At 69.9% G+C, this 23,558-nt stretch carries 25 protein-coding genes; 12 read left to right on the top strand and 13 right to left on the bottom strand.

The window, feature by feature from the left end:
* Positions 1-55: 55 nt before the first annotated feature.
* The 4 genes from infB to rimP all read right to left on the bottom strand — a co-directional run bounded on the left by infB (position 56) and on the right by rimP (position 5,115).
* Positions 56-3,067 carry a translation initiation factor IF-2 gene (gene infB, locus LCL61_RS36740; RefSeq protein ID WP_340683986.1) on the bottom strand — a complete coding sequence of 1,004 codons (3,012 nt, stop codon included), beginning with the start codon at positions 3,065-3,067 and terminating at the stop codon, positions 56-58.
* 145 nt (positions 3,068-3,212) lie between these two features.
* A complete protein-coding gene (locus LCL61_RS36745; RefSeq protein ID WP_340683987.1) occupies positions 3,213-3,449 on the bottom strand; it encodes a YlxR family protein in 237 nt (78 codons plus the stop codon).
* 89 nt (positions 3,450-3,538) lie between these two features.
* Positions 3,539-4,579: a transcription termination factor NusA gene (nusA, locus tag LCL61_RS36750; protein WP_340683988.1), complete on the bottom strand. Its 1,041-nt coding sequence runs from the start codon at positions 4,577-4,579 to the stop codon at positions 3,539-3,541.
* Complete coding sequence (rimP, locus tag LCL61_RS36755) at positions 4,576-5,115, bottom strand: ribosome maturation factor RimP (RefSeq protein ID WP_340683989.1); 540 nt, start codon at positions 5,113-5,115, stop codon at positions 4,576-4,578. Before rimP ends, nusA begins: the two co-directional genes overlap by 4 nt.
* 135 nt (positions 5,116-5,250) lie before the next feature.
* Here rimP and LCL61_RS36760 point away from each other — a divergent pair, with 135 nt between their 5' ends.
* Positions 5,251-6,177 (top strand): ferritin-like domain-containing protein, encoded by a 927-nt coding sequence (locus LCL61_RS36760; RefSeq protein WP_340683990.1) that lies wholly within the window; start codon positions 5,251-5,253, stop codon positions 6,175-6,177.
* 87 nt (positions 6,178-6,264) lie between these two features.
* On the opposite strand, the gene LCL61_RS36765 is transcribed toward LCL61_RS36760, so the two are convergent.
* The 5 genes from LCL61_RS36765 to LCL61_RS36785 form a co-directional block, all read right to left on the bottom strand.
* Positions 6,265-6,885 carry a hypothetical protein gene (locus tag LCL61_RS36765; RefSeq protein ID WP_340683991.1) on the bottom strand — a complete coding sequence of 207 codons (621 nt, stop codon included), beginning with the start codon at positions 6,883-6,885 and terminating at the stop codon, positions 6,265-6,267.
* An 88-nt stretch (positions 6,886-6,973) separates the two neighbouring features.
* Complete coding sequence (locus LCL61_RS36770) at positions 6,974-7,993, bottom strand: aminotransferase class V-fold PLP-dependent enzyme (protein WP_340683992.1); 1,020 nt, start codon at positions 7,991-7,993, stop codon at positions 6,974-6,976.
* A 10-nt stretch (positions 7,994-8,003) separates the two neighbouring features.
* The gene (locus LCL61_RS36775) at positions 8,004-8,765 is read right to left on the bottom strand and encodes an isocitrate lyase/phosphoenolpyruvate mutase family protein (RefSeq protein WP_340683993.1); all 762 of its coding nucleotides are present in this window, start codon (positions 8,763-8,765) and stop codon (positions 8,004-8,006) included.
* A 261-nt stretch (positions 8,766-9,026) separates the two neighbouring features.
* A complete protein-coding gene (locus LCL61_RS36780) occupies positions 9,027-10,532 on the bottom strand; it encodes a PH domain-containing protein (protein WP_340683994.1) in 1,506 nt (501 codons plus the stop codon).
* A complete protein-coding gene (locus LCL61_RS36785; RefSeq protein WP_340683995.1) occupies positions 10,529-11,071 on the bottom strand; it encodes a PH domain-containing protein in 543 nt (180 codons plus the stop codon). Before LCL61_RS36785 ends, LCL61_RS36780 begins: the two co-directional genes overlap by 4 nt.
* Before the next feature lie 76 nt (positions 11,072-11,147).
* On the opposite strand from LCL61_RS36785, the gene LCL61_RS36790 reads away from it, so the two are divergent.
* Positions 11,148-11,744: a TetR/AcrR family transcriptional regulator gene (locus tag LCL61_RS36790; RefSeq protein WP_340683996.1), complete on the top strand. Its 597-nt coding sequence runs from the start codon at positions 11,148-11,150 to the stop codon at positions 11,742-11,744.
* Here the strand turns inward: LCL61_RS36790 and LCL61_RS36795 are convergent.
* Genes LCL61_RS36795 through LCL61_RS36810 form a run of 4 tightly spaced genes read right to left on the bottom strand, consistent with a single transcriptional unit; the run spans position 11,729 to position 14,951 of the window.
* Positions 11,729-12,091, bottom strand: a complete 363-nt coding sequence (locus LCL61_RS36795; RefSeq protein WP_340683997.1) for a helix-turn-helix domain-containing protein — start codon at positions 12,089-12,091, stop codon at positions 11,729-11,731. The genes LCL61_RS36790 and LCL61_RS36795 overlap by 16 nt on opposite strands.
* A 35-nt stretch (positions 12,092-12,126) precedes the next feature.
* Positions 12,127-12,708 carry a TetR/AcrR family transcriptional regulator gene (locus tag LCL61_RS36800; RefSeq protein ID WP_340688768.1) on the bottom strand — a complete coding sequence of 194 codons (582 nt, stop codon included), beginning with the start codon at positions 12,706-12,708 and terminating at the stop codon, positions 12,127-12,129.
* Entirely contained in the window at positions 12,612-13,127 is a 516-nt protein-coding gene (locus tag LCL61_RS36805; RefSeq protein ID WP_340683998.1) for an SRPBCC family protein, read from the bottom strand. Before LCL61_RS36805 ends, LCL61_RS36800 begins: the two co-directional genes overlap by 97 nt.
* A 30-nt stretch (positions 13,128-13,157) precedes the next feature.
* Positions 13,158-14,951: a CocE/NonD family hydrolase gene (locus LCL61_RS36810; protein ID WP_340683999.1), complete on the bottom strand. Its 1,794-nt coding sequence runs from the start codon at positions 14,949-14,951 to the stop codon at positions 13,158-13,160.
* 73 nt (positions 14,952-15,024) lie between these two features.
* Between LCL61_RS36810 and LCL61_RS36815 the strand changes: the two genes are divergently transcribed.
* From LCL61_RS36815 to LCL61_RS36860, 10 genes are all read left to right on the top strand, one after another.
* Complete coding sequence (locus tag LCL61_RS36815; protein WP_340684000.1) at positions 15,025-15,393, top strand: hypothetical protein; 369 nt, start codon at positions 15,025-15,027, stop codon at positions 15,391-15,393.
* A complete protein-coding gene (locus LCL61_RS36820; RefSeq protein ID WP_340684001.1) occupies positions 15,390-15,554 on the top strand; it encodes a hypothetical protein in 165 nt (54 codons plus the stop codon). Before LCL61_RS36815 ends, LCL61_RS36820 begins: the two co-directional genes overlap by 4 nt.
* Positions 15,555-15,566: 12 nt before the next feature.
* Positions 15,567-16,256 carry a response regulator transcription factor gene (locus LCL61_RS36825; RefSeq protein ID WP_340684002.1) on the top strand — a complete coding sequence of 230 codons (690 nt, stop codon included), beginning with the start codon at positions 15,567-15,569 and terminating at the stop codon, positions 16,254-16,256.
* Entirely contained in the window at positions 16,253-17,668 is a 1,416-nt protein-coding gene (locus LCL61_RS36830) for a HAMP domain-containing sensor histidine kinase (protein ID WP_340684003.1), read from the top strand. Before LCL61_RS36825 ends, LCL61_RS36830 begins: the two co-directional genes overlap by 4 nt.
* A 4-nt stretch (positions 17,669-17,672) precedes the next feature.
* The gene (locus tag LCL61_RS36835) at positions 17,673-18,581 is read left to right on the top strand and encodes a LysR family transcriptional regulator (RefSeq protein WP_340684004.1); all 909 of its coding nucleotides are present in this window, start codon (positions 17,673-17,675) and stop codon (positions 18,579-18,581) included.
* Positions 18,582-18,725: 144 nt separating this feature from the next.
* Positions 18,726-19,883: a CoA transferase gene (locus tag LCL61_RS36840; RefSeq protein WP_340684005.1), complete on the top strand. Its 1,158-nt coding sequence runs from the start codon at positions 18,726-18,728 to the stop codon at positions 19,881-19,883.
* A gap of 10 nt (positions 19,884-19,893) precedes the next feature.
* Entirely contained in the window at positions 19,894-20,661 is a 768-nt protein-coding gene (locus tag LCL61_RS36845) for a crotonase/enoyl-CoA hydratase family protein (RefSeq protein ID WP_340684006.1), read from the top strand.
* A 1-nt stretch (position 20,662) separates the two neighbouring features.
* The gene (locus tag LCL61_RS36850) at positions 20,663-21,409 is read left to right on the top strand and encodes an acetoacetate decarboxylase (protein WP_340684007.1); all 747 of its coding nucleotides are present in this window, start codon (positions 20,663-20,665) and stop codon (positions 21,407-21,409) included.
* Entirely contained in the window at positions 21,406-22,332 is a 927-nt protein-coding gene (locus LCL61_RS36855) for a 3-hydroxyacyl-CoA dehydrogenase NAD-binding domain-containing protein (RefSeq protein WP_340684008.1), read from the top strand. The genes LCL61_RS36850 and LCL61_RS36855 overlap by 4 nt, the downstream gene beginning before the upstream one ends.
* Position 22,333: 1 nt before the next feature.
* Entirely contained in the window at positions 22,334-23,503 is a 1,170-nt protein-coding gene (locus LCL61_RS36860; protein WP_340684009.1) for an acyl-CoA dehydrogenase family protein, read from the top strand.
* The last annotated feature ends 55 nt before the right edge of the window (positions 23,504-23,558 follow it).

Below are 23,558 nucleotides of genomic sequence, written 5' to 3' on the forward strand. Positions count from 1 at the left end.
TCGAAGGTGAAGCGGCGCTCCCCCGCCCAGATGCGGAGGAGCGCCGCTTTGTCACTTACGCACGCGGCTTTTCGCGCTGCTCGTAGGTCTCGATGATGTCGCCGACCTTGAGGTCGCTGTACGACCCCAGAGTCAGACCACACTCGTACCCGTCGCGGACCTCGACCACGTCGTCCTTGAACCGCCGCAGCGAGCTGATCGGCAGGTTCTCGGCGATGACGGTCGCGTCGCGGAGCAGGCGGGCCCGCGCGTTGCGGCGGATCTCGCCCGAGACGACGAGACAACCGGCGATGGTGCCGATCTTCGACGACTTGAAGACGTCGCGGATCTCCGCCTTGCCGAGCTCGACCTCTTCGTACTCCGGCTTGAGCATGCCCTTCAGAGCCTGCTCGATCTCCTCGATCGCCTGGTAGATGACCGTGTAGTACCGGACGTCGACGCCTTCGCGGGTGGCCCGCTCGGTCGCCTTGCCCTGCGCACGGACGTTGAAGCCCAGGACGATCGCGTCGGACGCGGTCGCCAGGTCGATGTCGGACTCGGTGACGCCACCGACACCGCGGTGCACGACGTTGAGTTCGACGTCGTCGCCGACCTCGAGCTGCACCAGCGAGGCTTCGAGGGCCTCGACGGTACCGGAGTTGTCACCCTTGATGATCAGGTTGAGGCTGTTCGTCTCCTTCAAGGCGGAGTCGAGGTCCTCGAGGCTGACCCGCTTGCGGCGCGACGCGTTGAGGGCGTTGCGCGTCCGGGCGGAGCGGCGCTCGGCGATCTGCCGGGCGACGCGGTCCTCGTCGACCACCAGGAAGGTGTCGCCCGCACCCGGCACCGAGGTGAACCCGATGACCTGGACGGGACGCGACGGGTACGCCTCCGTGACGTCGACGTTGTGCTCGTCGACCATCCGGCGGACGCGGCCGTAGGCGTCACCCGCCACGACCGAGTCACCGACGCGCAGCGTGCCTCGCTGGACCAGCACCGTGGCCACCGGACCGCGGCCGCGGTCGAGGTGGGCCTCGATCGCGACACCCTGGGCCTCCATGTCCGGGTTGGCCCGGAGGTCCAGCGCGGCGTCGGCGGTCAGCAGGATCGCCTCGAGCAGGCCGTCGATGTTGATGTTCTGCCGCGCGGAGATCTCGACGAACATCGTGTCGCCGCCGTACTCCTCGGCGACCAGGCCGTACTCGGTCAGCTGCTGCCGGATCTTGTCCGGGTTCGCGCCTTCCTTGTCGATCTTGTTGATCGCGACCACGATCGGCGCCTTGGCGGCCTGCGCGTGGTTGATCGCCTCGACCGTCTGCGGCATCACACCGTCGTCGGCCGCCACCACGATCACCGCGATGTCGGTCGAGTTGGCACCACGGGCACGCATGGCGGTGAACGCCTCGTGACCCGGGGTGTCGATGAAGGTGATCAGACGCGGGTTGCCTTCGAGCTCGGTCTCGATCTGGTAGGCGCCGATGTGCTGGGTGATGCCACCGGCTTCACCTTCGCGCACCTTCGTCTTGCGGATCGTGTCGAGCAGTCGGGTCTTACCGTGGTCGACGTGACCCATGATGGTCACGACCGGCGGACGGACCTGCAGATCCTCTTCCTCACCCGCGTCTTCGCCGTAGGTGATGTCGAAGGTCTCGAGCAGCTCCCGGTCCTCTTCCTCGGGACTGACGACCTGAACGTTGTAGTTCATTTCGCCGCCGAGCAGTTCCAGGATGTCGTCGGACACCGACTGCGTCGCGGTGACCATCTCACCGAGGTGGAAGAGCACCTGCACCAGCGAAGCCGGGTTGGCGTCGATCTTCTCGGCGAAGTCGGTCAGCGAGGCACCACGCGGCAGGCGGATCGTCTCGCCCTGCCCCTTGGGCAGACGGACACCACCGACGCTGGGCGCCTGCATGTTGTCCATGTACTCCTGGCGCTTCTGCCGCTTCGACTTGCGACCCTTGCGCGAGGGGCCACCGGGACGCCCGAAGGCACCCGCGGTACCGCCACGGCCACCGGGGCCGCCACGACCGCCGCCGCCACGGAAACCGCCGCCACCGGCCGGGGCACCGCCACCGCCGCCGGGGCCACCGCCACCGGGACGGAAACCGCCGCCACCGCCGCCGGGACGGAAACCGCCACCGCCGCCGCCACCGGGACCGCCGCGGAAACCTCCACCGCCGCCACCGGGACCGCCGCGAGCGCCGCCGCCGGGGCCACCACGGGCTCCGCCACCGGGACCACCGCGGCCGCCACCGGGACCACCGGCCGGACGGGCCGGGCGGCCCGGCATCATGCCGGGGTTCGGGCGCGGGGGCATGTTGCCCGGGCTGGGCCGGTTACCGCCGGGAGCGCCGCCACCGGGACGCGGAGCCGGACGGTCGCCGCCCTGCCCGCCACCGGGACGCGGCGGACGGTTGTCGCCGCCCTGCTGGTTGCCGCCGCCGGGACGCGGGGCGGACGGGCGCGGGGCCGGGGAACCGGAACCCACGCCGAACGGGTTGTTGCCGACACGCGGGGTGCGCGGGCCGGGCTTCGGACCGCCGGGCTTGGGGCCCTGCGGCTTCGGCGGCACGACCGAACCCTGCGACGGCGTCTGGGACGCGGGCGGGGTGGCGGGTGCCGGAGGGGTCTCCTTCTTCGGCTCGGCCGGAGCGGCCTTCGCCGCCGGAGCGACCTCTTCCTTGGGCGCCGGCGGCCGGGGGCCGGGGCGCGGACCCGGGCGGGCGCCCGGAGCGGGCCGGGACGGCTGCTGAGCCGGGGCCGACGTAGACGGCGCTGCCGGAGCGGACGCCGCGGGGGCGGCCGGGGCCTCGGACTTCGCCGCGGGCTGAGCGGGCTTCGCGGCCGGAGCCGGGGCAGCGGGCTTCGCGGGCGGCGCGGGTGAAGGACGCGGGCCGGGGGTCGGAACCGGCTTCTTCTTGCCGTCCTTGGACGGATACGCGTCACGGAGACGACGGGCGACCGGCGCCTCGACGGTGGACGACGCGGACTTCACGAACTCGCCCTGTTCCTTCAACTTGGCGAGAACTTCCTTGCTGGTGATGCCGAGCTCTTTCGCGAGCTCATGTACTCGGGCCTTGCCTGGCACAGCTCTCCTCATCTGGGGAGGCCGGCGGCAGACCCGCAGACCTCGTCCTATTGTCGCGCGTTCATTGATTCAGCTTCACGGCTGACTCATGACGGGTCGACCTGCTTCCTGATTCCATCCGGCACCGGGGATGTCCCGGCGCCCCTCATTCCTCGGCGAGCCGCTCCAGGCGTTCGTGGACACCCTGGGCGTCGAGCGACCCTGGAACACGAAGTGCCCGGGGGAACGCTCTGCGCCGCTCGGCCTTGGCCAGACAGTCCGGCTCGGGGTGCAACCAGGCACCCCGGCCCGGCAACCGCCGACGTTCGTCGACGATCAGCCGACCGTCCGCCGCGACCACTCGCAGCAACTCGCCGATCAAGGCCCGCTTACGGCAACCCACACAGGTGCGAACCGGAGTTTCCCGGTCATGCTGGAGGTCGGTTCCCGGCCGCGGGCTCTGAACCACTCGTAAGTCTAGCGCTTCGACCTTCACTCAGCCGAACCGGTTGCCGCGGCGGGCCGCGCCTGCCCGGCGTGTGCTTCGTCACCCTGCTCAGAAGCGGCGTCACTGCGGATGTCGATACGCCAGCCGGTGAGCCGGGCGGCGAGGCGGGCGTTCTGCCCTTCCTTGCCGATCGCGAGCGAAAGCTGGTAGTCCGGGACGACCACCCGAGCGGTCTTGGCCCGCTCGTCGACGACCTGTACGGAGACAACCTTCGCGGGCGACAGCGCATTCCCGACGAACTTCGCCGGGTCTTCGGAGAAGTCGATGATGTCGATCTTCTCGCCCGCCAGCTCGCTCATCACGTTGCGCACGCGCGCGCCGACCGGGCCGATGCAGGCGCCCTTGGCGTTGACGCCGGGCACCGTCGAGCGGACCGCGATCTTGGTCCGGTGTCCCGGCTCCCGCGCGACGGCGGCGATCTCGACCGTGCCGTCGGCGATTTCGGGGACCTCGAGGGCGAACAGCTTGTGCACCAGCTTCGGATGCGAACGGGACAGCGTGATCTGCGGGCCCCGGTTGCCGCGCGAGACGGTCACGACGTAGGCCTTGATCCGGTCGCCGTGCTCGTAGGTCTCGCCGGGCACCTGCTCGATCGCGGGCAGCACGCCTTCGATGTCGCCGACCTGGATGACGACCATGCCGCGGGCGTTGGCGCGGGCGTCACGCTGCACCACGCCGGCGACGATCTCGTTCTCCTTGGCGGAGAACTCGCCGAAGGTCTTCTCGTGCTCGGCGTCGCGCAACCGCTGCAGGATGACCTGCCGCGCGGTGGTCGCCGCGATCCGGCCGAAGCCCTCGGGGGTGTCGTCCCACTCCTCGTCGGTCTGGCCGTCCGGGGTGAGGGTGTGCGCGAGGACACGGACCAGCCCGCTCTTGCGATCGATGTCGATCCTGGCGTGCGGCTGGTGGCCCTCGGTGTGCTTGTACGCGGTGAGGAGCGCGGTTTCGATCGCTTCGATCACCGTCTCGAAGGGGATGTCCTTGTCCCGTTCGATCGCGCGCAGCGCGGCGATGTCGACGTTCACTTCGGCTCCTCCTTCGGCTCCGTGGTGGCGGCGTTCAGGGCCGACGCATCGTTTTCCAACAGTTTCAGGTCCTCGGCAGGTGGTTGCTTGAACTCGATCTCGATGACCGCCTTGGTCACCGAGGCGTAGGGGACGTCCCGGATCTCGCCGTCCACGAGCACTCGCGCGGATTTCTCCCCCGCGTGCCCGACGCGGCCGATGAACGCCGCGCCTTCGGCCGGCGTGACCTTGACGAGGCGGAACTTCGCGCGCCGCCAGTGCCGCTGCAAGGTCAAGGGCCGGTCGAGGCCCGGCGAGGTGACTTCGAGCGTGTACGCGCTGGCGATCACGTGCTCGTTCTCGTCGAGCGCGGCGGAGACGGCGCGGCTGACGCTCGCCACCTCGTCCAGCCCGACGCCGTCGTCCCCGTCGACGACGACCTTGACCAGCTGGCGGCGGCCTGCCTGCTGGACCTCGAAGGAATCGAGGTCGAAACCCGCGGCCTTGACGGCTTCGGCCACGATGGGCTCCAGCCTGCTGGCGAGGTCGTTGGGCACGGTGGAGCGCTCCTGTTCGGCTGTGGGCGACCCGGCGGCGTGGATCCGGGTTCGGTAGTGGTCCAGCTTATCCGGTCACCCCAGCGTGACGCGCGAGCGGCGGCCCCGCGCGGGGTACTGGCAGGATGGGGCGGCGTGACCGGAAGATCGACAGAGCCGAGCCGTCGCACTTTCCTGCGGATGGGAGCGCTGGCCGCGCTGGCCGTGCCGCTGGCGTCCGCCTGCTCCCCCGGCTTCGACGAAAGCCCCGACCCGCTGGGTCCCCTGCTGCGCGCGGCGGAGACCGACGCGGCCGGCGCGAAGGCGCTGGGCGCCGAAGGCGAAGCGGTCGCCACCGCGCGGGCCGCGCACGCGGCCGCGCTCAAGACCGAGGTCGACCGGCTCAACCGGCCGAAGCCGGAGCAGTCCGGTCCCGCGGAGACCCCGCCGTCGTCGGTGGACGGGCTCAAGGAACGGCTCGCCCAGGCCCGCAAGCAGGCCGAGGGCCTCGTGCCTTCGCTGCCCCGCTACCGCGCCGGGATGGTCGCCTCGATCGCGGCGGGCTGCGCGGCGCTGCAGCAGAGTTCGGAGAAGCTCGGCCGCGGCGACGACGCCGGCGCGGTCGAAGTGCCCGCCGGGGTCCGGCTCGGCGGGGAGAGCGCGGAGGCCGTCCAGCAGGCGCTGGCGGCCGAACACGCGGCGATCTGGGTGTACGGGCTGGTCAGCGCGTACCTGCCCGCCGCCTTCACCGGCGCGGTGGCCAGGGGCACGGCCGAGCACGTCAAACGGCGGGACGTCTGCGAACGGATGCTTTCCGCGGCGGGTCAGACGCCCACCGGTCCGGAGGCCGCGTACGTGCCGCCGAGGCCGGTGACCGACGCGAACTCGGCGATGGAACTGGTGGCGACGGCCGAGGCGGACGCGACCTCGGCCTGGCTCGGCGTGATCGACCGGACGGACGACGCGGCTTTGCGGACGACGGCGCTGAACGCGCTGATCGGGTCGGCGCGGCGGGGGACGGCGTGGCGGGCCGAATTCGGCGCGAAGCCGGTGGCGATCGCCATGCCGGGCCAGTCGGCCTGAGCTGAAGGGGACTTTCCCCGCATGTGACGCGACGAAAGCGTCCTTCACCGCGTGAGATGCGGTGAAGGACGCTTTCAGCCCACGGGCTCAGCGGCGCAGGTCACCCGAAAGCCGCAGGGCGTCGGTCGCGATCCGCTCCAGCAGCTGCTTGTCGGTCTGCTTGTTGTAGAAACCGGCCAGCACGATCGCCACTTCCGGCCCGGTGACGTGGGAGTCGTAGGCCGCGTCCTGCCCGGAGATCTTCGGAGCGCCCTGTGCCTTGAAGGTCCCGTCGCGCACCAGGTCGGACACGTTGCCCGTGCCGTCCTTGTCGGTGAGCGCCTTGAGCTGGGTCGCGGTGACCTCGCCGGGCATGGTGACCAGGACGACCGATACCAGCGCCTTCTTCCCACCGGTCTCGGTCGTGTAGAGCGCCCGTGAAAGGCGCGTGCACGGCGTCTCGGTGAAGAACTTCTTGGTGTCGCCGTAGGCCTTGCTCGCGCAGTCGGTGGTCACCTGCGGCCCCTCGACCAGCGTGTACTGGAACTGGCCGCTCTTCGACGGCGGGTCCGCGACCGGGGTGGGTTCCGGCTCGTGCCGGATCAGCCACCAGAGCAGGGCGGACACGACCGCGATGGCGACCAGTCCGGCGCCCTTGAGCGCCAGGCCCTTGGTGTCCCTCGGCGGATTCGGCGCGGGCGGCGGCCCGCCCGGCCCTGCCGGTCGCACCGGCTGAAGCCGGGCCGTTTCCGTCGGTCCCGGGGTAAATTGCGCACCAACCACGGGAACATACGGTAGTTCACGCCGCTCCGGCGGTTCACCTGAACGTGCTTATCACCCGTTCGACGTCGTCAGCCGTGTTGTAGAGATGGAAGCCGAATCGCTGCCTTCCGGCCCGGGTACCGGCCACGATGCCCGCTTCCTGCACCCGGCGGGCGTCGGCGTCGAGCGAGACGATCGCGCTCCCCTGACCGGGTGAGCCGAGCGCTTCGAGGAGTGAGTCGGCGAGCCCCACGCAGTGCGCGCGGACGGCGGCGAGGTCCAGGGACGCGAGGTAGTCCAGCGACACCGCGGCGCCGGCGAACGCGAGCCAGGCCGGGGACAGGTCGAGCGAGCGGGTGCCCTCGGCGAGGCGCAACGGGAGGCCGTAGACGGTCTGCCAGCGGTCCTCCCCCGCGTACCAGTTCGCGGCCACCGGCACCGCCCGCTCCAGCACCCGCGGATGCGCGGCCAGCCACGCCGCCCCGCGCGGCGCGAGCAGCCATTTGTATCCGGCGGCGACCACCCAGTCGGCCCAGCCGAGGTCCAGTGGCTGCCACCCGGCGGCCTGTGTGGCGTCGAGCAGGACCGCGGCACCCGCCGCCTCGGCCGCGGCCCTGAGCGCGCCGAGGTCGACCTGGGCACCATCGGCCGACTGGACGACGCTGACCGCGACGAGGTCGTGCCCCTCGACGCGTGCGGACAGCTCGGCCAACGGGACTTCGGTGACCTTCACCCCGCGGTGCGCCTGGGCCGCGAACGGGAAGGTGACGCTCGTGAAGTCGTTCGCGGCGGCCAGCACGCTGGCGCCGTCGGGCAGACCGGCGGCCACGTTCGCGATCAGCTGCGAGACGGACGCCCCGATCGCGACCCGCTCCCCCGGGACCCCGATCAGCGCGCCGAACCCCGCCCTGGTCCGCGCGACGGGCTCGTCGAAGTCCGCCGGACGGGCTTCGCCGCGGCGCCACCGCTCGACCGCCTCCGCCACGGCGTCGGCCACGTGCGACGGCGGGATGCCGATACTGGGCGTGTTCAGATAACCGGGCGGGACGGCGAATTCGGCTCCGAAGGTCTGCATGCTCCCGAGATTAATGAGATTCCGGGAGCAGGGCGGCGACGTCGGCGTACGACGGCGGGGCCAACGGGAGTTCACCGCCGTCGCGAACGGCCTCCACCGTGCGCAGCGTGGCGGCCAGCGCCATCCGGTACGGCAGCGACCCGAGACTGACCCGGGCGACGCCGAGTTCGGCCGCTCGCGCGACGGTGACCTTGCCGGGCAGGAACAGCAGGTTCACCGGCACCCGGACGGCCTTCACCAGCCGCACGACGTCCGCGGGTTCGGCGAGCCCCGGCACGAACACCCCGTCGGCGCCCGCGTCCACATAGGACAGGGAACGGTCGATCGCGGTGCCGATATCGGGCTCCCCCAGCCAATGCGTGTCCGTCCGCGCGTTGACGAAGAGACCGGGAGCGCGTTCCTTCACCGCCGCGATCTTGGCGGCGTGCCGCACAGGGTCGCCCAGCGCGTCTTCGAGGTTGATGCCCGCGACACCGGCTTCGGCGAGCTCCGCCGCCAGCGCGCCGACCTCGCCCGGGTCTTCGCTGAACCCGTCGGCGAGATCGACGCTGATGAGCGTGTCCAGCCCGGTGAGCCGCCGCGCCAGCCGGACGGTGGCTTCCTTCGAGGACGGGGCGCCGTCCGGCTCGCCCTCGGCGGCCGAGACCCCGAGACTGGTCGTGCCGAGTGCCGGAAAGCCTTGCGCGGCAAGGAAGGCGGCCGTACCGAACTCCCAGACGTTCGGCAGGAGCAGCGGGGAACCGGGGCGGTGCAGGGCGGCGAATGAGGTCATGTCACGACGGTAGCCAGCGGACGCTTCGGTGACGACCGAAGCGATGGGCGGCACTCCCGGCGACGTGGCTTTCGCAACACGACCGCCGGCCGTGGCGGCCAGATGTCCAGTCAGTGCCATATGTGCGGTCTCACGACCCCGCGCAAACCCACCCAAAGCACCCCAAGCGGTCACCTTGTCCTAACGCGATGTCCCTTATGGACAGTCAAGAACACGCCAGGCGGCACCCGCGGCGACGTTGCGAACACCGGCCGGAGAGCGTCAGGCCCGTTCCAGGAAGGGCGTCAACAGCTCCGGCACGGACTCCTCCGCGAAAAGCAGGCCCTGCGCCTCCCCCGCGTCGTACACGGAGTACGCCCCGGCACCGGCGGCCGTGGTCGCCACGACGGTCAGCAATCCCTTGCGCCGCTGGAAGATCGACTGTTTCAGCGTCCAGCCGATCACGCCTTCGCGTTCCAGGGCGAACGTGCTCCGCCGCACGGTCCCGTGCCGTCCGACGAGGTACCGCCCGGTGATCCCGTGCCCGAGGTTGCGATAGGCGTCCAGCGCCAGCAGCACCGACGCCGGCAGCAGCACGACGCCGAGCGCGGCGCCGATCACCAGGAGGACGTCGGTCAGCAGGAAGCCGAGGAGCGCGAAGATCGCCAGCAGGACCACCACCGAACCGACCCACCAGCGCAGCAGCCGTCCCCGCGCGGCGCGGGGGTGTCCGGTGAGCCGGACGGCTTCGGTCGGCGAGACCGGTTCGCGCAGGACCGACGCGACGACCCGGTTGGCCGTCACGACGGGCGCGGCGGGCAAAAGCGTGTGGTAGTCGGTCTTGTCCTTGTCGTCGCTTTGCCGCATGCCGGTGGCGATCGCGTCGACGCGCGCCGCGCCGGAGATCCGGTTCCCGAGCGGCTCGACGAGGTCGATGCCACGCATCCGGCGTTCCTCGATCGAGATCGAGCGCGTAGTGAACAGGCCTCGGCGCACCCGCAGGGTGCCGCCGGGTTCGCGGTCGAGCCGGAAGTTCCACCACATCTCGATCCACAGGCCCAGCGCGCCGATCAGGCCGACGACCATCGCGATCGCCAGCAGGATCAGGATCGCCACCACCAGCGGGATACCGCGGAACAGGCCGATCACCCAGTCGATCAGGCCTTTCTGCAGTCCCGCCCATTCGGAGACCTGCATCAGGCCGCCGCCCGCCGCCAGCCCCAGGGTCGGGGTCAGGAACGACATCGGTGCGTAGCGGATCCAGCTGCGGTCCAGCTCGGCGAGCGGCGCGTTCTCGTCGGCCTCCGCGATTTCCGCGCGGCGCAGCAGGTCGGCGCGCAGCCGTTCGGCCTCGGCGCGTGAGACGGGGTTGAGCTTGATCCGGCCCTGCCCGCCCGACTCGTGCGACCCGGTGCCGATGGTCACCACCGCGACGCCGAACAGCCGGTGCAGCGGGTTCGCCGTCAGGTCGACGTTGCGGATCCGTTCCCGCTGCAGGGATTTCCGCGACCTGAAGACCAGGGTGAACGCCGTCTCCAGCCGGTCCGGCGTGACCCGGTAGCGCACGCCCTTCCAGTAGAAGAGCTCCACCAGTACGCCGCCGCCGATGAGGACCACCCCGCCGGCGACGACCCAGACGAGCGCGACCCAGAACCTTCCCCCGCCGCTCACGATCGCGGCCGTGGTCGGGATCGCGGCGCCGACGGCCGCGCCGGTCATCATCAGCGCGGTGACGGCGAGCGTCCGTTTGTCGAGTGTGCTCCAGCCCTCGAACTCGCCTGAGGTCATGTCGCGTCCCCCGGCGTCGCCTGCGTCGTTTCGGTGAGCTGCTCCGCCAGGCTCGCGGCCAATTCGTGGTCGAGTCCGCGGATCTTGACCGCGCCCCGCGCCGACGCCGTGGTGACCGTGACGGTCGCGAGCTTGAACAGCTGCTGCAGCGGACCGCGCAGGGTGTCCACGGTCTGGATCCGCGACATCGGCGCGACGCGCCACTCCTGCCAGAAGAACCCGGAGCGGGCGTACACCGCCGTCTCCGTGACCTCCCAGCGATGCACCTGGAACCACCACAGCGGCATCGCGATCACCCAGACCAGGCCCAGCACCGCGAATACCGCCGCCGGTGTCAGCAGCCAGAAGCGCGCGGGCGTGATGAGCAGCCCGAGCACCACCAGTACCAGCACCGGCGCGCCCCAGAAGAGCGTTCCCTGCAGCCTCCACCAGCCCACGACCCGCTGATCCAGCGCGTTCCGCGGCGGCCTCAACCGCACCTTCCCCCGTTCGGCTTCCACCGAAATCACCCCCGACGAGCGTTTACAATGCGATCGCATCGTAATAGCGTCGGACAGTAGTGGCAATGCGATCGCATGGCAAACAGCGGAACGGGCGGTGAAGGTGCCGAAGCAGGTGGATCACGCCACGCGACGAGCGGAGATCGCCGAGGCGCTGACGAGGCTGACGGCCACGCGAGGCCTCGAAGGAGTCAGCCTCCGGCACGTCGCCGCCGAAGCGGGCATGTCGATGGGTTTGGTACAGCATTACTTCAAGACCAAGGACGAGATGCTGCTGTTCGCCGTCGAACGCCGCTCGCAGGTCTACGAAGAGCGCATCAAGGCCCAGCTGAAAGCCGGCGAACTGCCGTCGACACCGAAGGCCATCATCCGCGCGATCATGACCGAGATTCTGCCGCTCGACGAGCGCGGGCGCGGCGACTGGCTGATGGGCGTCGCGTTCTTCATCCGCGCGATCTCCGATCCGTCGTTCGCGGCCGCGTTCACCGACGGCGTCCCGCAGCTGTTCGAACTGTTCGCCGTCCTGATCCGCCAGGGCCAGGAGGCGGGCGATGTCGACAAGTCGGCCGACCCGATGCACGAATCCGCGATCCTCTGGGCACTCGCCGATTCGCAGGGCACCAACATCGTGATGAACCACCGCACGCCCGAGGAGGCACTGTCCACTGTGGACTACTACCTCGACCGGCTGTTCGGTCAGGCCGAGAGCTGACCGTCGTGGTTCTTGCGCGCGTCGAGCACTTCGCCCATGTGGACACGAGCCCACTGGTCGAGCATCTCGAGCGGTTCGGCGAGGTTGCGGCCGAGCGCGGTCAGCTCGTACTCGACGTGCGGAGGGATCTCCGGGTACGCGGTGCGCGTCAGGATGCCGTCGCGGACGAGGCTGCGCAGCGTCTGGGTGAGGACCTTCTGCGAGATGCCGCGCACGCGTTTGCCGATCTCGGTGAACCGGAGCGGGCCGTCGCCGAGCACGCCGACGATCAGCACGGTCCACTGATCGCCGATACGGTCGAGCAGCGCACGGGTGGGGCAGTCGGGGTCGTACGGGTTTCCGAGCACGTGACCTCCTCACTCTCCCTGGGAGAGTAACACGCCTAGTGAGAGGGAGTGGGCCGCATCAGCGCCTCGAACAGCAGGATCAGATGACGGCGGCCACGCTCCCACCGCGCCTCCAGCTCGGTCTGGTCGCGAGTCGCCCAGCTGGCGATGAGGATGCCGCGGACGACGTCCATCGCCGTGTACACCGCGTGCAGGAACTCCGGATGCGCCGAGTGGTCCGGCAGCAGCGCCTTGCCGAACTCGACCAGGCTGCTCGTCGCGATCGGCTCGACCACCGCCATCTGGGCGCGCAGTTCCGCGTCGGTCCGCGACGCCACCCACAGCTCCACCGTCGCCGAGAAGACCGGCCCCTGGTGCATCTCCCACAGCAGCTGCAACGCGTCCCCGACCGGATCCGCCGAGGCCTTGAGCCGGTCGATCTCCGCCATCGCGACCTCGGTGCGCTTGGCCGCGAGATGCCGGATCGCGGAGGTGACGAGGTCGGTCTTCGTCGGGAAATGGTGCACCTGCGCGCCGCGGGTCACCCCGGCGCGATCCGCGACGCGGGTGGTCGTGGTACCCGCGTAGCCGTATTCGACGAGACAGTCGATCGTGGCGTCGAGCAGCCTGACGCGCATCGCGGCGCTGCGTTCCTCCTGGGTGCGTCGTGGGGCTGCCATGCGCCTACTTTATGGTGCGCCACGCGAGGCGCGCGCCACGAGGCGGTGAACGTGGAATGCCAGTGGATCGCGGTGCCGTTCCGCTCGGGAGTGAGGTCGACGTAGGCGCGGTAGTCGCGAAGCGGGAGCCCCTTCTTCAGGGCGTAGCCGAAGCGCTTGCCGGGTTCGAGCGCGATGACCTCTTCGCAGCTGTGGACGCCGTTGGTGCTGAAGACGCCGACGGCACCGAGGCCGTTCTCGTCCCCCTTCTCGAGCAGGCGGAACGCGCCCATGGGTGACCAGTCGGGCCAGCGCTCGCGGTCCACGAGGAGGTCGTAGACGGTTTCGGGGCTCGCGCTCGTGTGACCGTGGACGGAAATGCGCTGGATCTTCGCCATCCGTGCTCCTTCTCTCTCGCATTCAGAGGACTAAATGCGCCCGGCGACCGGCACCGAGAGCGAAGTCCCGCCCAGCTCGAAGGTCACCCGGGCACCGAGCGCGGGCAGCGCCGGGTCGAACATGTCCCCGTCGGTCCCGCCCAGGACGAGGGCCAGCCGGTGCCCCGCCGGGACGACGTGGTCGAGGCTGCTCAGCCGGAAGGTCATCGTGTACGCCTTGCCGGGCACGAGCGGTTCGCCCCGCCACAGTGACCGGTGGTGGCCGAGGTCCGCCCAGCCGGTCGCCACGATCCGTTCGTCCACAGTGGTCAGATCGGCGACGGTGTCGAGGAAGCAGCCGGAGTCCGCGGCGGTGCCCGCGCCCCAGCAGGAGCGGGTGGTCAGGTTCTTCGTACCGAGCGCGGGGAATTTCGTGTTCCGCGCGGTCGCGGGGCCGTAGTCCACCAGCACCGCGCCGATCCGTGCGGCGGGTTTGTCCGAGCGGGCGGTCACCGTGACGGTGGCCGTCCCGGCGACGCGGGTATCCGCCCGCACTGGCTCACCTGCGAAAACGACCCGATCCGGACTCGGCTCCGACGGGTTCTCCACCCACTGCGACGCCCCGCGCGCCGGATCGTCGGTCACCGCGGCGGAACCTGACGAAGGCCGGTTCCCCAGCCCACCCGACACCGTGGGCCACAGGGTGCGTGACCGCGAGACCGGGGGCCAGCGGCGTTCGTCGGTCCAGCGGTCCGGGGTGTGCTCGATCCGGATCGCGGGCTCGGTCTCGACACCGTTGCGGACGCCGAGCAGCCAGCGGTCGAACCAGCGGTGCAGCGTCCGCACGAACCGCGACCGGTCGAGGTCGAACGGGTCGACGTGCGCCGCCTGGTGCAGCCACGCCTTGCGCGGCACGCCGTGCGCGTTCAGCGCCTCCCACCACGGTCCGAACTGGATGGGGTTCACGTTGAGGTCGTGGAAGCCCATCGACGCGAAAACGCTCGCACGCACCTTGCCGGTCTTCGCCACGTAGTCGAGCTCGCGCCAGTAGTCGTTGAAGTTCCCGTCCGTCCCCGCGCGGCGCGCGTTGTCCTCTTCGAACGGACGGCACAGCTTCCCGGCACGCTCGTTGTAGAAACCGGGGCCGCCCGCCCAGCCGAAATAGGCGCCGTGCGAGTTGTGGACCTCGTAGTACGAGCTGACCCCGGCGATCGGCACGATGGTCTTCAGGCCTTCGATCCCGGACGCGGCCATCCCGATCGCGGTCGCCCCGTCCTGCGACTTCCCGATCGCGCCGACCGACCCGTTCGCCCACTCCGCCCGCACGCGCTCGGGGCCGAACGGCGTGCGGAAAGCCTGAACGCGCCCGCTGAGCCAGTTCACGACGCCGTTGCCGGACGCGACGTCGTCGAAGCACCCGGACGAGCGATTGGTGCCCCCGACGTCGACCAGCACGACCGCGTATCCGCGCGGGACGAAGTAGTTGTCGTAGAAGAGCGGGAACTGCGACGGCGTGCCGTCGGGGAGGTACGTCTTCGGCTGACGCTCGTTGCCGCGCCCGACCTTCTCGTAGTACGGGCTCACGTCCATGATCACCGGAACGCGCTGACCGCGCGCGGCCGGTTCCGCCGGGCGGATGATGTCGGCGGCGACCCGGTCGGTCCGCCCGTCGCGGTCGAGGTCCTGGCCGGTCTCGACCCAGGCGGTCTCCCGGATGGCCTTCTCGTAGGAGAACACCGGCTCGCTGACGCCGTCACGCAGGACGAACGCGGGTGACGCGACGGCGGGCGCGGCGGTGAGCAGCAGTGTCGCCACGACGGTGGCGGTCAAGGTCTTGAGCCCCATCGTCCGAGTATCGCTTACGAAACCCGAACATTTCCCCCACATTCCTCGTATCCGGCCGCGCGACGCTCTTCGCATGCTGAAACACACCATCGCCCTCTGCCTGACCGCGGCCGGCCTCGTCGCGCTCGCTCCCGCGGCCTCGGCCCAGGCACCGATCACCCTGAGCCCCGAAGAGTCCCAGCAGTTGTGCGCCGAATGGCTGCCGAAGCTCACCCAGCGCACCACCAAACTCACCGAACGCATCAACGGAGGCCCCGAGATCCGCGGTTCGGTGGCGAACCTCAAGGCCAGGGCCGAGGGCCAGCGCAAAAAGGGCCACAACGACACCGCCGACAGGCTGCAAAAGCGCGCCGACAAGCGCAACGGCAGGCTGCCGGAGCTCACCGCGGCGAAGCAGAAGCTCGACGCGTTCGCGGGCGCGCACTGCAAGGCGGGCAAGTGAAACGTCTCCTGGCCGCCGGGTTGACCGCGCTCGCGCTCTTCGGCGCGGTCGCGTGCACCGACGACGAACCCGCTTCGAGCCCGGCGCCGGGTGAGCTGAGCGACGTCCAGCACACGCTCGACTCGATCGAGCAGGACATGGCAGGCGACCCCGCCCCATGACAGGATCGGCCGGTGACGACACAACCGGGACGCGGGCTGGTACTGGTCGTCGAGGACGACCCCGCGATCGCCGAACTCGCTTCGCTGTACCTGCGGCGGGACGGGTTCGGCGTGCACGTGGAGGCGGACGGCGGCGCGGCACTGGCCACGATCCGGCGGCTGCGCCCGGTCGCGATCGTGCTCGACATCGGACTGTCCGGAATGGACGGTATCGAGATCTGCCGGACGCTGCGCGCGGACGGCGACTGGACGCCGGTGCTGTTCGTGACCGCGCGCGACGACGAGCTGGACCGCTTGCTGGGCCTGGAGATCGGCGCCGACGACTACCTGACGAAACCGTTCAGCCCGCGTGAGCTCTCGGCAAGGGTCCGGACCGTCCTGCGCCGCGCCGCCGGAGCGCCTTCGCCCGCCGAGACCTACACGGCGGGCGGCGTGCGCGTCGACGTCACCCAGCGTCGTGCCTGGGCCGCCGATACCGAGATCACGCTGACGTCGACCGAGTTCGATCTGCTCACCCATCTGGTGCGACGGCCCGGTCAGGTGTTCAGCCGCGAGCAGTTGCTCAGTTCGGTCTGGGGCTACGCGGCGTCGGCGGGCACGCGGACCGTCGACGTCCACATCGCCCAGCTGCGCGGGAAACTGGGCGAGCACAGTCCGATCAGGACGGTCCGCGGGATCGGTTACGCGGCGGACACCGGATGAACCGGACTTCGCTCGCGCTGCGGATCACCGTCGTGTGCCTCGCGGTCGCCGCGGTCGCGGTGGTGGTCGCCGGACTGGTCGCGGCCCGGCTCATCCGCACCACGGGCAGCGACGTGCTCCGGCAGTCGCTTTCGGCACAGGCCGACGTGGTCGCGAGCCAGCTCGACGAGACCGGGATCGGCAACCGGCTCCGCGTCGGGAAGGCCGCGGAAGTCGTTCGGGGACAAGGGATCGAAGTCGTCGTCCGCCGTCCGAACGGGACGATCGACGGCGACGGGACGGTCGCGGCCATCGCCGCCACCAAAACGGGGTTCACCCGCTCGGGCACAGTGGTCGTCGAAGGCAGGCAGTACCTCGTCGAAGTCCGCACGGTCGGCGCGAGAGGTGCCGCGTTCGCCCTGGTCCAGTCGACGGAGATCGGCGAAGCGCGCGGCAGGACGTTGGTGCGCAACACCGTGCTCGCACTCGGCGCCGGGCTGGCGGTCGCCGCGATCGCCGGGCTGCTGCTGAGCCGGATGCTGTCGCGGCCGCTGCGCCGGGCCGCGTCGGTGGCGAACGGGATGCGGGCCGGGCGCCGTGACCTGCGTGTTCCGGTGGAAGGGCCGTCCGAGGTCGCGGACGTGGCGAAATCGGTCAACGAACTGGCCGACGCCCTGCAGTACAGCGAGGCTCGGCAGCGCGAGTTCCTGCTTTCGGTGTCGCACGAACTGCGGACACCGCTGACCGCCGTCACCGGGTTCGCGGAGGCGATCGGTGACGGCGTGGCCGAAGGCGAGGACGCGCGGCGCGCCGGCAGGACCATCCATCGCGAGGCGGAACGGCTGGAACGACTGGTCAGCGACCTGCTGGAACTGGCACGGCTCGGCGCGGACGAGTTCCGCCTCGACCCGGCGCGCCTCGATCTCGCGGCGCTGCTCGACGAATGCGCGGACGTCTGGCGGCTGCGGTGCGCGCGGCAGGACGTCACGCTGCTGGTCGAGCGGCCGCCCGGCGAGGTCCCGGTCGTCGCCGATCCGCGGCGGCTCCGCCAGGTCGTCGACGGGCTGGCCGAGAACGCCCTGCGCGTGACCCCGGCGGGCGCGCCGATCATGTTCTCCCTGGTGGCGGCCGACGGGCAGGCCCGGCTGGCGGTGCGGGACGGCGGGCCCGGTCTGGCGCCGGAGGACTACCCGGTCGCGTTCGAGCGCGGAGTGCTGAACCAGCGCTACCGCGACCGCCGCCCGGTCGGTTCGGGTATCGGGCTCGCGCTGGCGCACGGGCTGGTCACCCGCATGGGCGGGACGCTGACGGCGGGCCCGGNTATCGGGCTCGCGCTGGCGCACGGGCTGGTCACCCGCATGGGCGGGACGCTGACGGCGGGCCCGGCGCCCGAAGGCGGCGCCGCGTTCACCGTGGCTCTGCGGTTAGGGTGAGCACGTGGAGATGTTGCACCTGCGGTATTTCGTGGCCGTCGCCGAGGAACTGAACTTCTCCCAGGCGGCCCGAAGACTGCATATGGCCGCCTCCCCGCTGAGCCAGCGCATCAAGGATCTCGAACACGAACTGGGTCACCAGCTGTTCGACCGCAGCACGCATCACGTCACGCTCACCGCGGCGGGCTCCGCGCTGCTGCCGATCGCGCGGGACGTCCTCGAACAGATCAACGCGATCCCTTGGCGGTTGAAGGAAGCGGTGAAACCCCAGCGCAGCACCGTGTTCATCGGCATCCCCGCCGGCGTGCACCCGGCTCTGCGGGAACGGGTCAAACGCCTCGAAGAACGCTGCCGCGACCGCTTCGAACTCAAGCGCTGGCCGGGCACGACACCCGATCTGGTCGCCGCGGTGCACGAGGGCAAACTGGCGTTGTCGCTGGTCCGGATGCCGGTCACCGATCCCGCGCTGGAGATCGTCCCGGTGCAGGTGGAGCGGCTCGGCGCCGTCGTCCCGGCGGACCGGTTCGCCGGACGGGGGACCGTCACCATCGCCGAATTGAGCGATCTGTCCTATATCCCGTCCGCATCGGAAAGCATTCCTGCCTATTCGGACGATATGGACCACACCCTGTCGAAGGCGGGCATCAGGAAAAGGCTCAAAGTCGGCGGAACCGAATATTCGGGCATTTCCGAGCTGGTCGCGAACGGTTCGTCGTTCTCGATCACGATGCTGGATCCGGCCAGCCCGATGCATCTGTTCCTTGTCGACGGCGCCACCATCCTCCCCTTCTCGGATTTCCGGCCTCAGCTGGAGACCGCACTGGTCTGGCGGCGCGACCGCGCCGAGGAGGGCGACCTCGCCGGACTGGTCGAAGCGGTCCGCGAGATCTTCGCCGAACCACTTTCGACCTGAGGCGGCAAAGGTCCAGGTCCGGCTTGGGGCTCGTGAGTGGTATGACCACCGCGGTCATACCATTCTTCGTTTCTTGATCATTCCCTTTCCCGCAATTCGCGCCTAACTTCGGTTGTAGAGCGAACAACGGCGAAGGGAAGCGAAATGACTCAGACCGCCACCGGCCCACTGGACGGCGTTCGCGTGATCGACCTCTCGACCGTGGTCATGGGGCCGTACGCCGCGCAGATCCTCGGCGACCTCGGCGCCGACGTGATCAAGATCGAGTCCCCCGCCGACACCGTGCGGGTGGGCAGGTTCCGCACGACACCGGGGATGACGCCGCTCAACCTGAACGTGAACCGCAACAAGCGCAGCGTCGCCCTCAACCTCAAGGACGAAGAGGAGCGCGAGCAGGCACTCAAGCTGATCGACACCGCCGACGTGCTGATCACCAACATGCGCCCCGGCGCGCTGAGCAGGCTCGGCCTGAACCACGCAGACCTCGCCGCGCGCAATCCCGGCCTGATCTACGCCCACGCGCAAGGGTTCCGCGGTGACTCCGACCGCGCGGGGAACGCCGCCTACGACGAGACCGTGCAGGCGTCGTCCGGGCTGGTCGACGTCGCGAACCGCGCACTGGGCAAGCCGGTCTACCTGCCGACGATCATCGGAGACAAGGTCTCCTCCCTGACCATCGCCTACACCGTGCTCGCCGCGCTGGTGCACCGTGACCGGACCGGCGAGGGCCAGCGGGTCGAGATCCCCATGACCGACACGCTGATCGCGTTCAACCTCGTCGAACACCTCGCCGGGCACGTCTTCGAGCCCGCGGAGGGCCCGACCGGCTTCGGCCCGTCGCTGAATCCGGGCCACCAGGCGGTGCACACCAAGGACGGCATGGCCTGCGTGATCCCGTACAACCCGCGGAACTTCCGTGACTTCTTCCACGCCGCCGGACGGCCGGAACTGGCCGAGGACCCACGGGTCAACGGCGACGCGATCGACGGCGCCGACCACGAGGCGCTGGCCGCGATGATCGCCGAATGCGCCCCGGCGCTGACCACCGAGGAGTGGACCGAGGTCTGCGCGAAGCACAGCATCCCGATGGCCCCCGTCCTCGAACTCGACAAGGCGCAGGACGACGAATACGTCCGCGACGGCCACCTGCTCGACGTCGTCGAGCACCCGAGCGAGGGCTCGATCCGCACCATCGGCATCCCGGTGAAGTTCTCCGCGACCCCCGGCTCCGTCCGGCGGCTGGCTCCCCTGCCGGGACAGGACACCGAAGAAGTCCTGCGCGAACTCGCCACCACTCGCTGAGGAAGAAACCATGAGCACCGACGAAGTACGCACCGAACGGATCGGCGGCACGCTGCTGATCACGATCGACCGGCCTTCGGTCCGCAACGCCGTGAACGCCGCCGTCGCCGCCGGTCTGGCCGAAGCACTCGACCTGCTGGAGACCGATCCCGCGCTGCGGGCCGGAGTCCTGACCGGCGCGGACGGTTCGTTCAGCGCCGGGATGGACCTCAAGGCGGCGCTGAAAGGTGAATCGCCCGAGATCCCCGGCCGCGGGTTCGGCGGGCTGACCGAGGCCGAACTGTCGAAGCCCCTGATCGCGGCCGTCGAAGGGTGGGCCATGGGCGGCGGCTTCGAACTGGCGCTGGGCTGCGACCTGATCGTCGCCGCCGAAGACGCCGAGTTCGGGCTGCCCGAGGTGAAGCGCGGACTGATCGCCGCCGGTGGCGGCGTGATCCGGCTGCCGAAGCGGATCCCGCACCACCTGGCGATGGAGTTCCTGCTCACCGGCGAGCCGATCGGCGCCGAACGCGCCGGAAGCCTCGGTCTGGTGAACCGGGTCGTCCCGAGCGGCGAGGCCGCCGCCGTCGCTCTGCAACTCGCCGAGCAGATCGCCGCCAACACTCCCCTGGCGCTGGCCCTGGTCAAGAAGATCGCCCGCGCCGCCGACGGAGTTCCCGACGCGCAAGCGTTTGCCACCCAGCGTGCGGACCTCCCGGCGCTGATGAAGTCGGCCGACGTCCGCGAGGGCATGCAGGCCTTCGCCGAACGCCGCGCTCCACAGTGGACAGGTGAGTGAGATGAAGCAGCAAGAAGTCCTCCGGCACGTGACCACGCCGCTCACGAACCCGGCGTACGCGCCGGTGGTACCCCGGTTCACGAACCGCGAGTACCTGAACATCGTCTACCGCACCGACGCCGACGCCCTGCGCGCCGTCGTGCCGGAGCCACTGGAGATCGACGAGCCGCTGGTGCGGTTCGAGGTGATGAAGATGGGCGACGTCAGCGGTTACGGGCCCTACACCGAGTCCGGGCAGGCGATCCCGGTGAGCTTCGAGGGCGAGCGTGGCGAGTACCTGCACGCGATGTACCTCGACAACTTCCCGGCCACCGCGTCCGGCCGCGAGATCAGCGCCTACCCGAAGACCATCGGCTCGCCGAGGCTGTTCGCCGAGAACGGCGCGCTCGTCGGGACGCTCGACTACGGCAGCCAGCGCGTCGCGACCGCGACCATGGGTTACAAGCACCATCGGCTGGACGTCCGCGAGGCCGAAACGCAGATCACCGTGCCGACCTTCATGCTCAAGACCATCCCGGACTACGACGGATCGCCCCGGGTCTTCGAGCTGGTCCGCACCGAGATCACCGACGTGGTGATCAAGGAAGCGTGGACCGGGCCGGCGCGGCTGCAGCTGTTCCAGCACGTGCTGGCCCCGCTCGCCGATCTCCCGGTGCTGGAGGTCGTTTCGGCGAGCCACATCCTCACCGACCTGACACTCGCCCCGGTCAAGCCGGTCTTCGACTACTTGAAGGGAGCACGGTCATGACTTTTCGGAACGCCGCGGTGATCGGCGCGGGCACCATCGGCCTTTCGTGGACGGCGTTGTTCGCCGCGCACGGCATGGAGGTCCGGGTCTCGGACCCGCGACCGGATCTCGCCGACGCCGTCGCCGTCGCGCTGGAGACGTTCGCCCCGCATCTCGGCCGGACCGCCGAGGACCTCACCTCTCGCGTCCACCTCGCAGCGGACGTCCGCGAAGCGGTCCGGAACGCGGATGTCGTGCAGGAGAACGGACCCGAGGACGTCGAGTTCAAGAAGGAGCTGTTCGCGACCCTGGTTCGCGAAGCGCCGCCGCACGCGCTGCTGCTCAGCTCGTCTTCGGCGATCCCCTCGACGGCGTTCGCCTCGGCACTGGACGACGCGTCACGGGTGCTGATCGGGCACCCGTTCAATCCGCCGCACCTGATCCCGCTGGTCGAGGTCGTCCCCGGCGAGCGCACGAGCGCGGAGTCGGTCGAGCGGGCCGTGGGGTTCTACCGGTTCGTCGGCCGTACGCCGGTGGTGGAACGCAAGGAGATCCCCGGCTTCGTCGGCAACCGGCTGCAGAACGCGCTGAGCCGCGAGGCGATCTACCTGGTGGAACAAGGTGTCGTGTCACCGTCCGAACTGGACGCGGTGATGACGAATTCGCTCGGCATCCGCTGGTCGACCGTCGGGCCGTTCCTCGGCTCGCATCTGGGCGGCGGCCCCGGCGGGTACCGGCACATGGCCGAGCACATCGGCAAGTCGATGAAGAAGATGTGGGCGGGCCTCGGCACGCCCTCGCAGACCCCCGAAGAACAGGAACGGCTCATCGAAGCCGTGGAATCCGCTTACGGCTCCTCCACGTACTCGGAACTCGCCGAGGCGCGCGACCGCAAGCAGCTCGCGGTGCTGTCCGCTTTGGACAGTGCCAGGGAGGAGAACTGACATGACCGCCGACTTCTACGCCTACGAGGACCTGCTGCCCGAGGAGGAGCGCAAGCTGCTGCTCAAGACGCGTGACTTCATGCGCGCCGAGGTCGAACCACTCGTGAACGAGTACTGGGCAAAGGGTGAGTTCCCGCACGAACTCGTCGGCAAGTTCCGCGAACTCGGCGTCGCCGGGCTGCCCTATGAGGGCTATGGCGAGCACCTTCCGGCCACCAGCCACCTGCTCAGCGGCATGATGGCGATGGAGATGACCCGCACGGACCCGTCGGTGGCCACCTTCTTCGGTGTCCACAACGGACTGGCGATGTACAGCATCTATTCGGGCGGCGACCAGGAACAGCGCGACCGCTGGCTCCCGTCGATGGCCGCGATGGACAAGATCGGCGCCTTCGCGATGACCGAGCCGCTCGGCGGTTCCGACGTCGCGGGCGGCATGCGGACGACGGCGCGCCGCGAGGGCGACACCTGGATCCTCAACGGCGCCAAGAAGTGGATCGGCAACGCGACCTTCGCGGACCTCGTCATCGTGTGGGCCCGCGACGAGGAGGACAACCACGTCAAGGGTTTCGTGGTCGAGAAGGACTCGCCCGGGTTCGTGCCGGTCAAGATCGAGAACAAGTTCGCGTTCCGGATCGTCGAAAACGCCGAGATCACGCTGACCGACGTCCGGGTGCCGGAGGCCAACCGGCTGCAGGGCATCGACTCGTTCCGCGACGTCGCCGAGATCCTGCGCGCGACCCGCGGCGGCGTGGCCTGGCAGGCGCTGGGCGTGATGATCGGCGCCTACGAACTGGCGCTGGACTACGCCAGGGAACGCCAGCAGTTCGGCCGTCCGATCGCGCGGTTCCAGCTGGTGCAGGACCTGCTGGTGAAGAGCCTCGGCAACATCACCGCGTCGTGGGGCATGCTGGTGCAACTGGCGAGGCTGCAGGACGCCGGGATCTTCAAGGACGAACACTCGTCACTCGCGAAGGCCTTTGTGACCTCGCGGATGCGGGAGGTCGTCGCCTGGGGCCGCGAGATCTTCGGCGGCAACGGGATCGTGCTGGACAACGACATCATGCGGTTCTTCACCGACGCCGAGGCGATCTACTCGTTCGAAGGCACGCGGGAGATGAACACACTGATCGTCGGAAAGGCGATCACCGGCCAGAGCGCCTTCGTATGACCTGAGGGCCAAGTCCGTGAAGGCCTCCTTCCCTACCTTGAGGGTAGGCAAGGAG

It is taken from the genome of Amycolatopsis coloradensis, from assembly GCF_037997115.1.
GTDB classification, from domain to species: domain Bacteria; phylum Actinomycetota; class Actinomycetes; order Mycobacteriales; family Pseudonocardiaceae; genus Amycolatopsis; species Amycolatopsis coloradensis_A.

Excerpts from the sequence above, each read along its gene's own strand:
- LCL61_RS36815 (WP_340684000.1), top strand. The coding sequence starts at position 15,025 with ATGCTGAAACACACCATCGCCCTCTGCCTGACCGCGGCCGGCCTCGTC.
- LCL61_RS36855 (WP_340684008.1), top strand. The coding sequence starts at position 21,406 with ATGACTTTTCGGAACGCCGCGGTGATCGGCGCGGGCACCATCGGCCTT.
- LCL61_RS36840 (WP_340684005.1), top strand. The coding sequence starts at position 18,726 with ATGACTCAGACCGCCACCGGCCCACTGGACGGCGTTCGCGTGATCGAC.
- LCL61_RS36845 (WP_340684006.1), top strand. The coding sequence starts at position 19,894 with ATGAGCACCGACGAAGTACGCACCGAACGGATCGGCGGCACGCTGCTG.
- LCL61_RS36810 (WP_340683999.1), bottom strand. The coding sequence starts at position 14,951 with ATGGGGCTCAAGACCTTGACCGCCACCGTCGTGGCGACACTGCTGCTC.
- LCL61_RS36785 (WP_340683995.1), bottom strand. The coding sequence starts at position 11,071 with ATGCGATCGCATTGTAAACGCTCGTCGGGGGTGATTTCGGTGGAAGCC.
- LCL61_RS36775 (WP_340683993.1), bottom strand. The coding sequence starts at position 8,765 with ATGACCTCATTCGCCGCCCTGCACCGCCCCGGTTCCCCGCTGCTCCTG.
- LCL61_RS36850 (WP_340684007.1), top strand. The coding sequence starts at position 20,663 with ATGAAGCAGCAAGAAGTCCTCCGGCACGTGACCACGCCGCTCACGAAC.
- LCL61_RS36770 (WP_340683992.1), bottom strand. The coding sequence starts at position 7,993 with ATGCAGACCTTCGGAGCCGAATTCGCCGTCCCGCCCGGTTATCTGAAC.
- LCL61_RS36805 (WP_340683998.1), bottom strand. The coding sequence starts at position 13,127 with ATGGCGAAGATCCAGCGCATTTCCGTCCACGGTCACACGAGCGCGAGC.
- LCL61_RS36780 (WP_340683994.1), bottom strand. The coding sequence starts at position 10,532 with ATGACCTCAGGCGAGTTCGAGGGCTGGAGCACACTCGACAAACGGACG.
- LCL61_RS36800 (WP_340688768.1), bottom strand. The coding sequence starts at position 12,708 with ATGCGCGTCAGGCTGCTCGACGCCACGATCGACTGTCTCGTCGAATAC.
- LCL61_RS36860 (WP_340684009.1), top strand. The coding sequence starts at position 22,334 with ATGACCGCCGACTTCTACGCCTACGAGGACCTGCTGCCCGAGGAGGAG.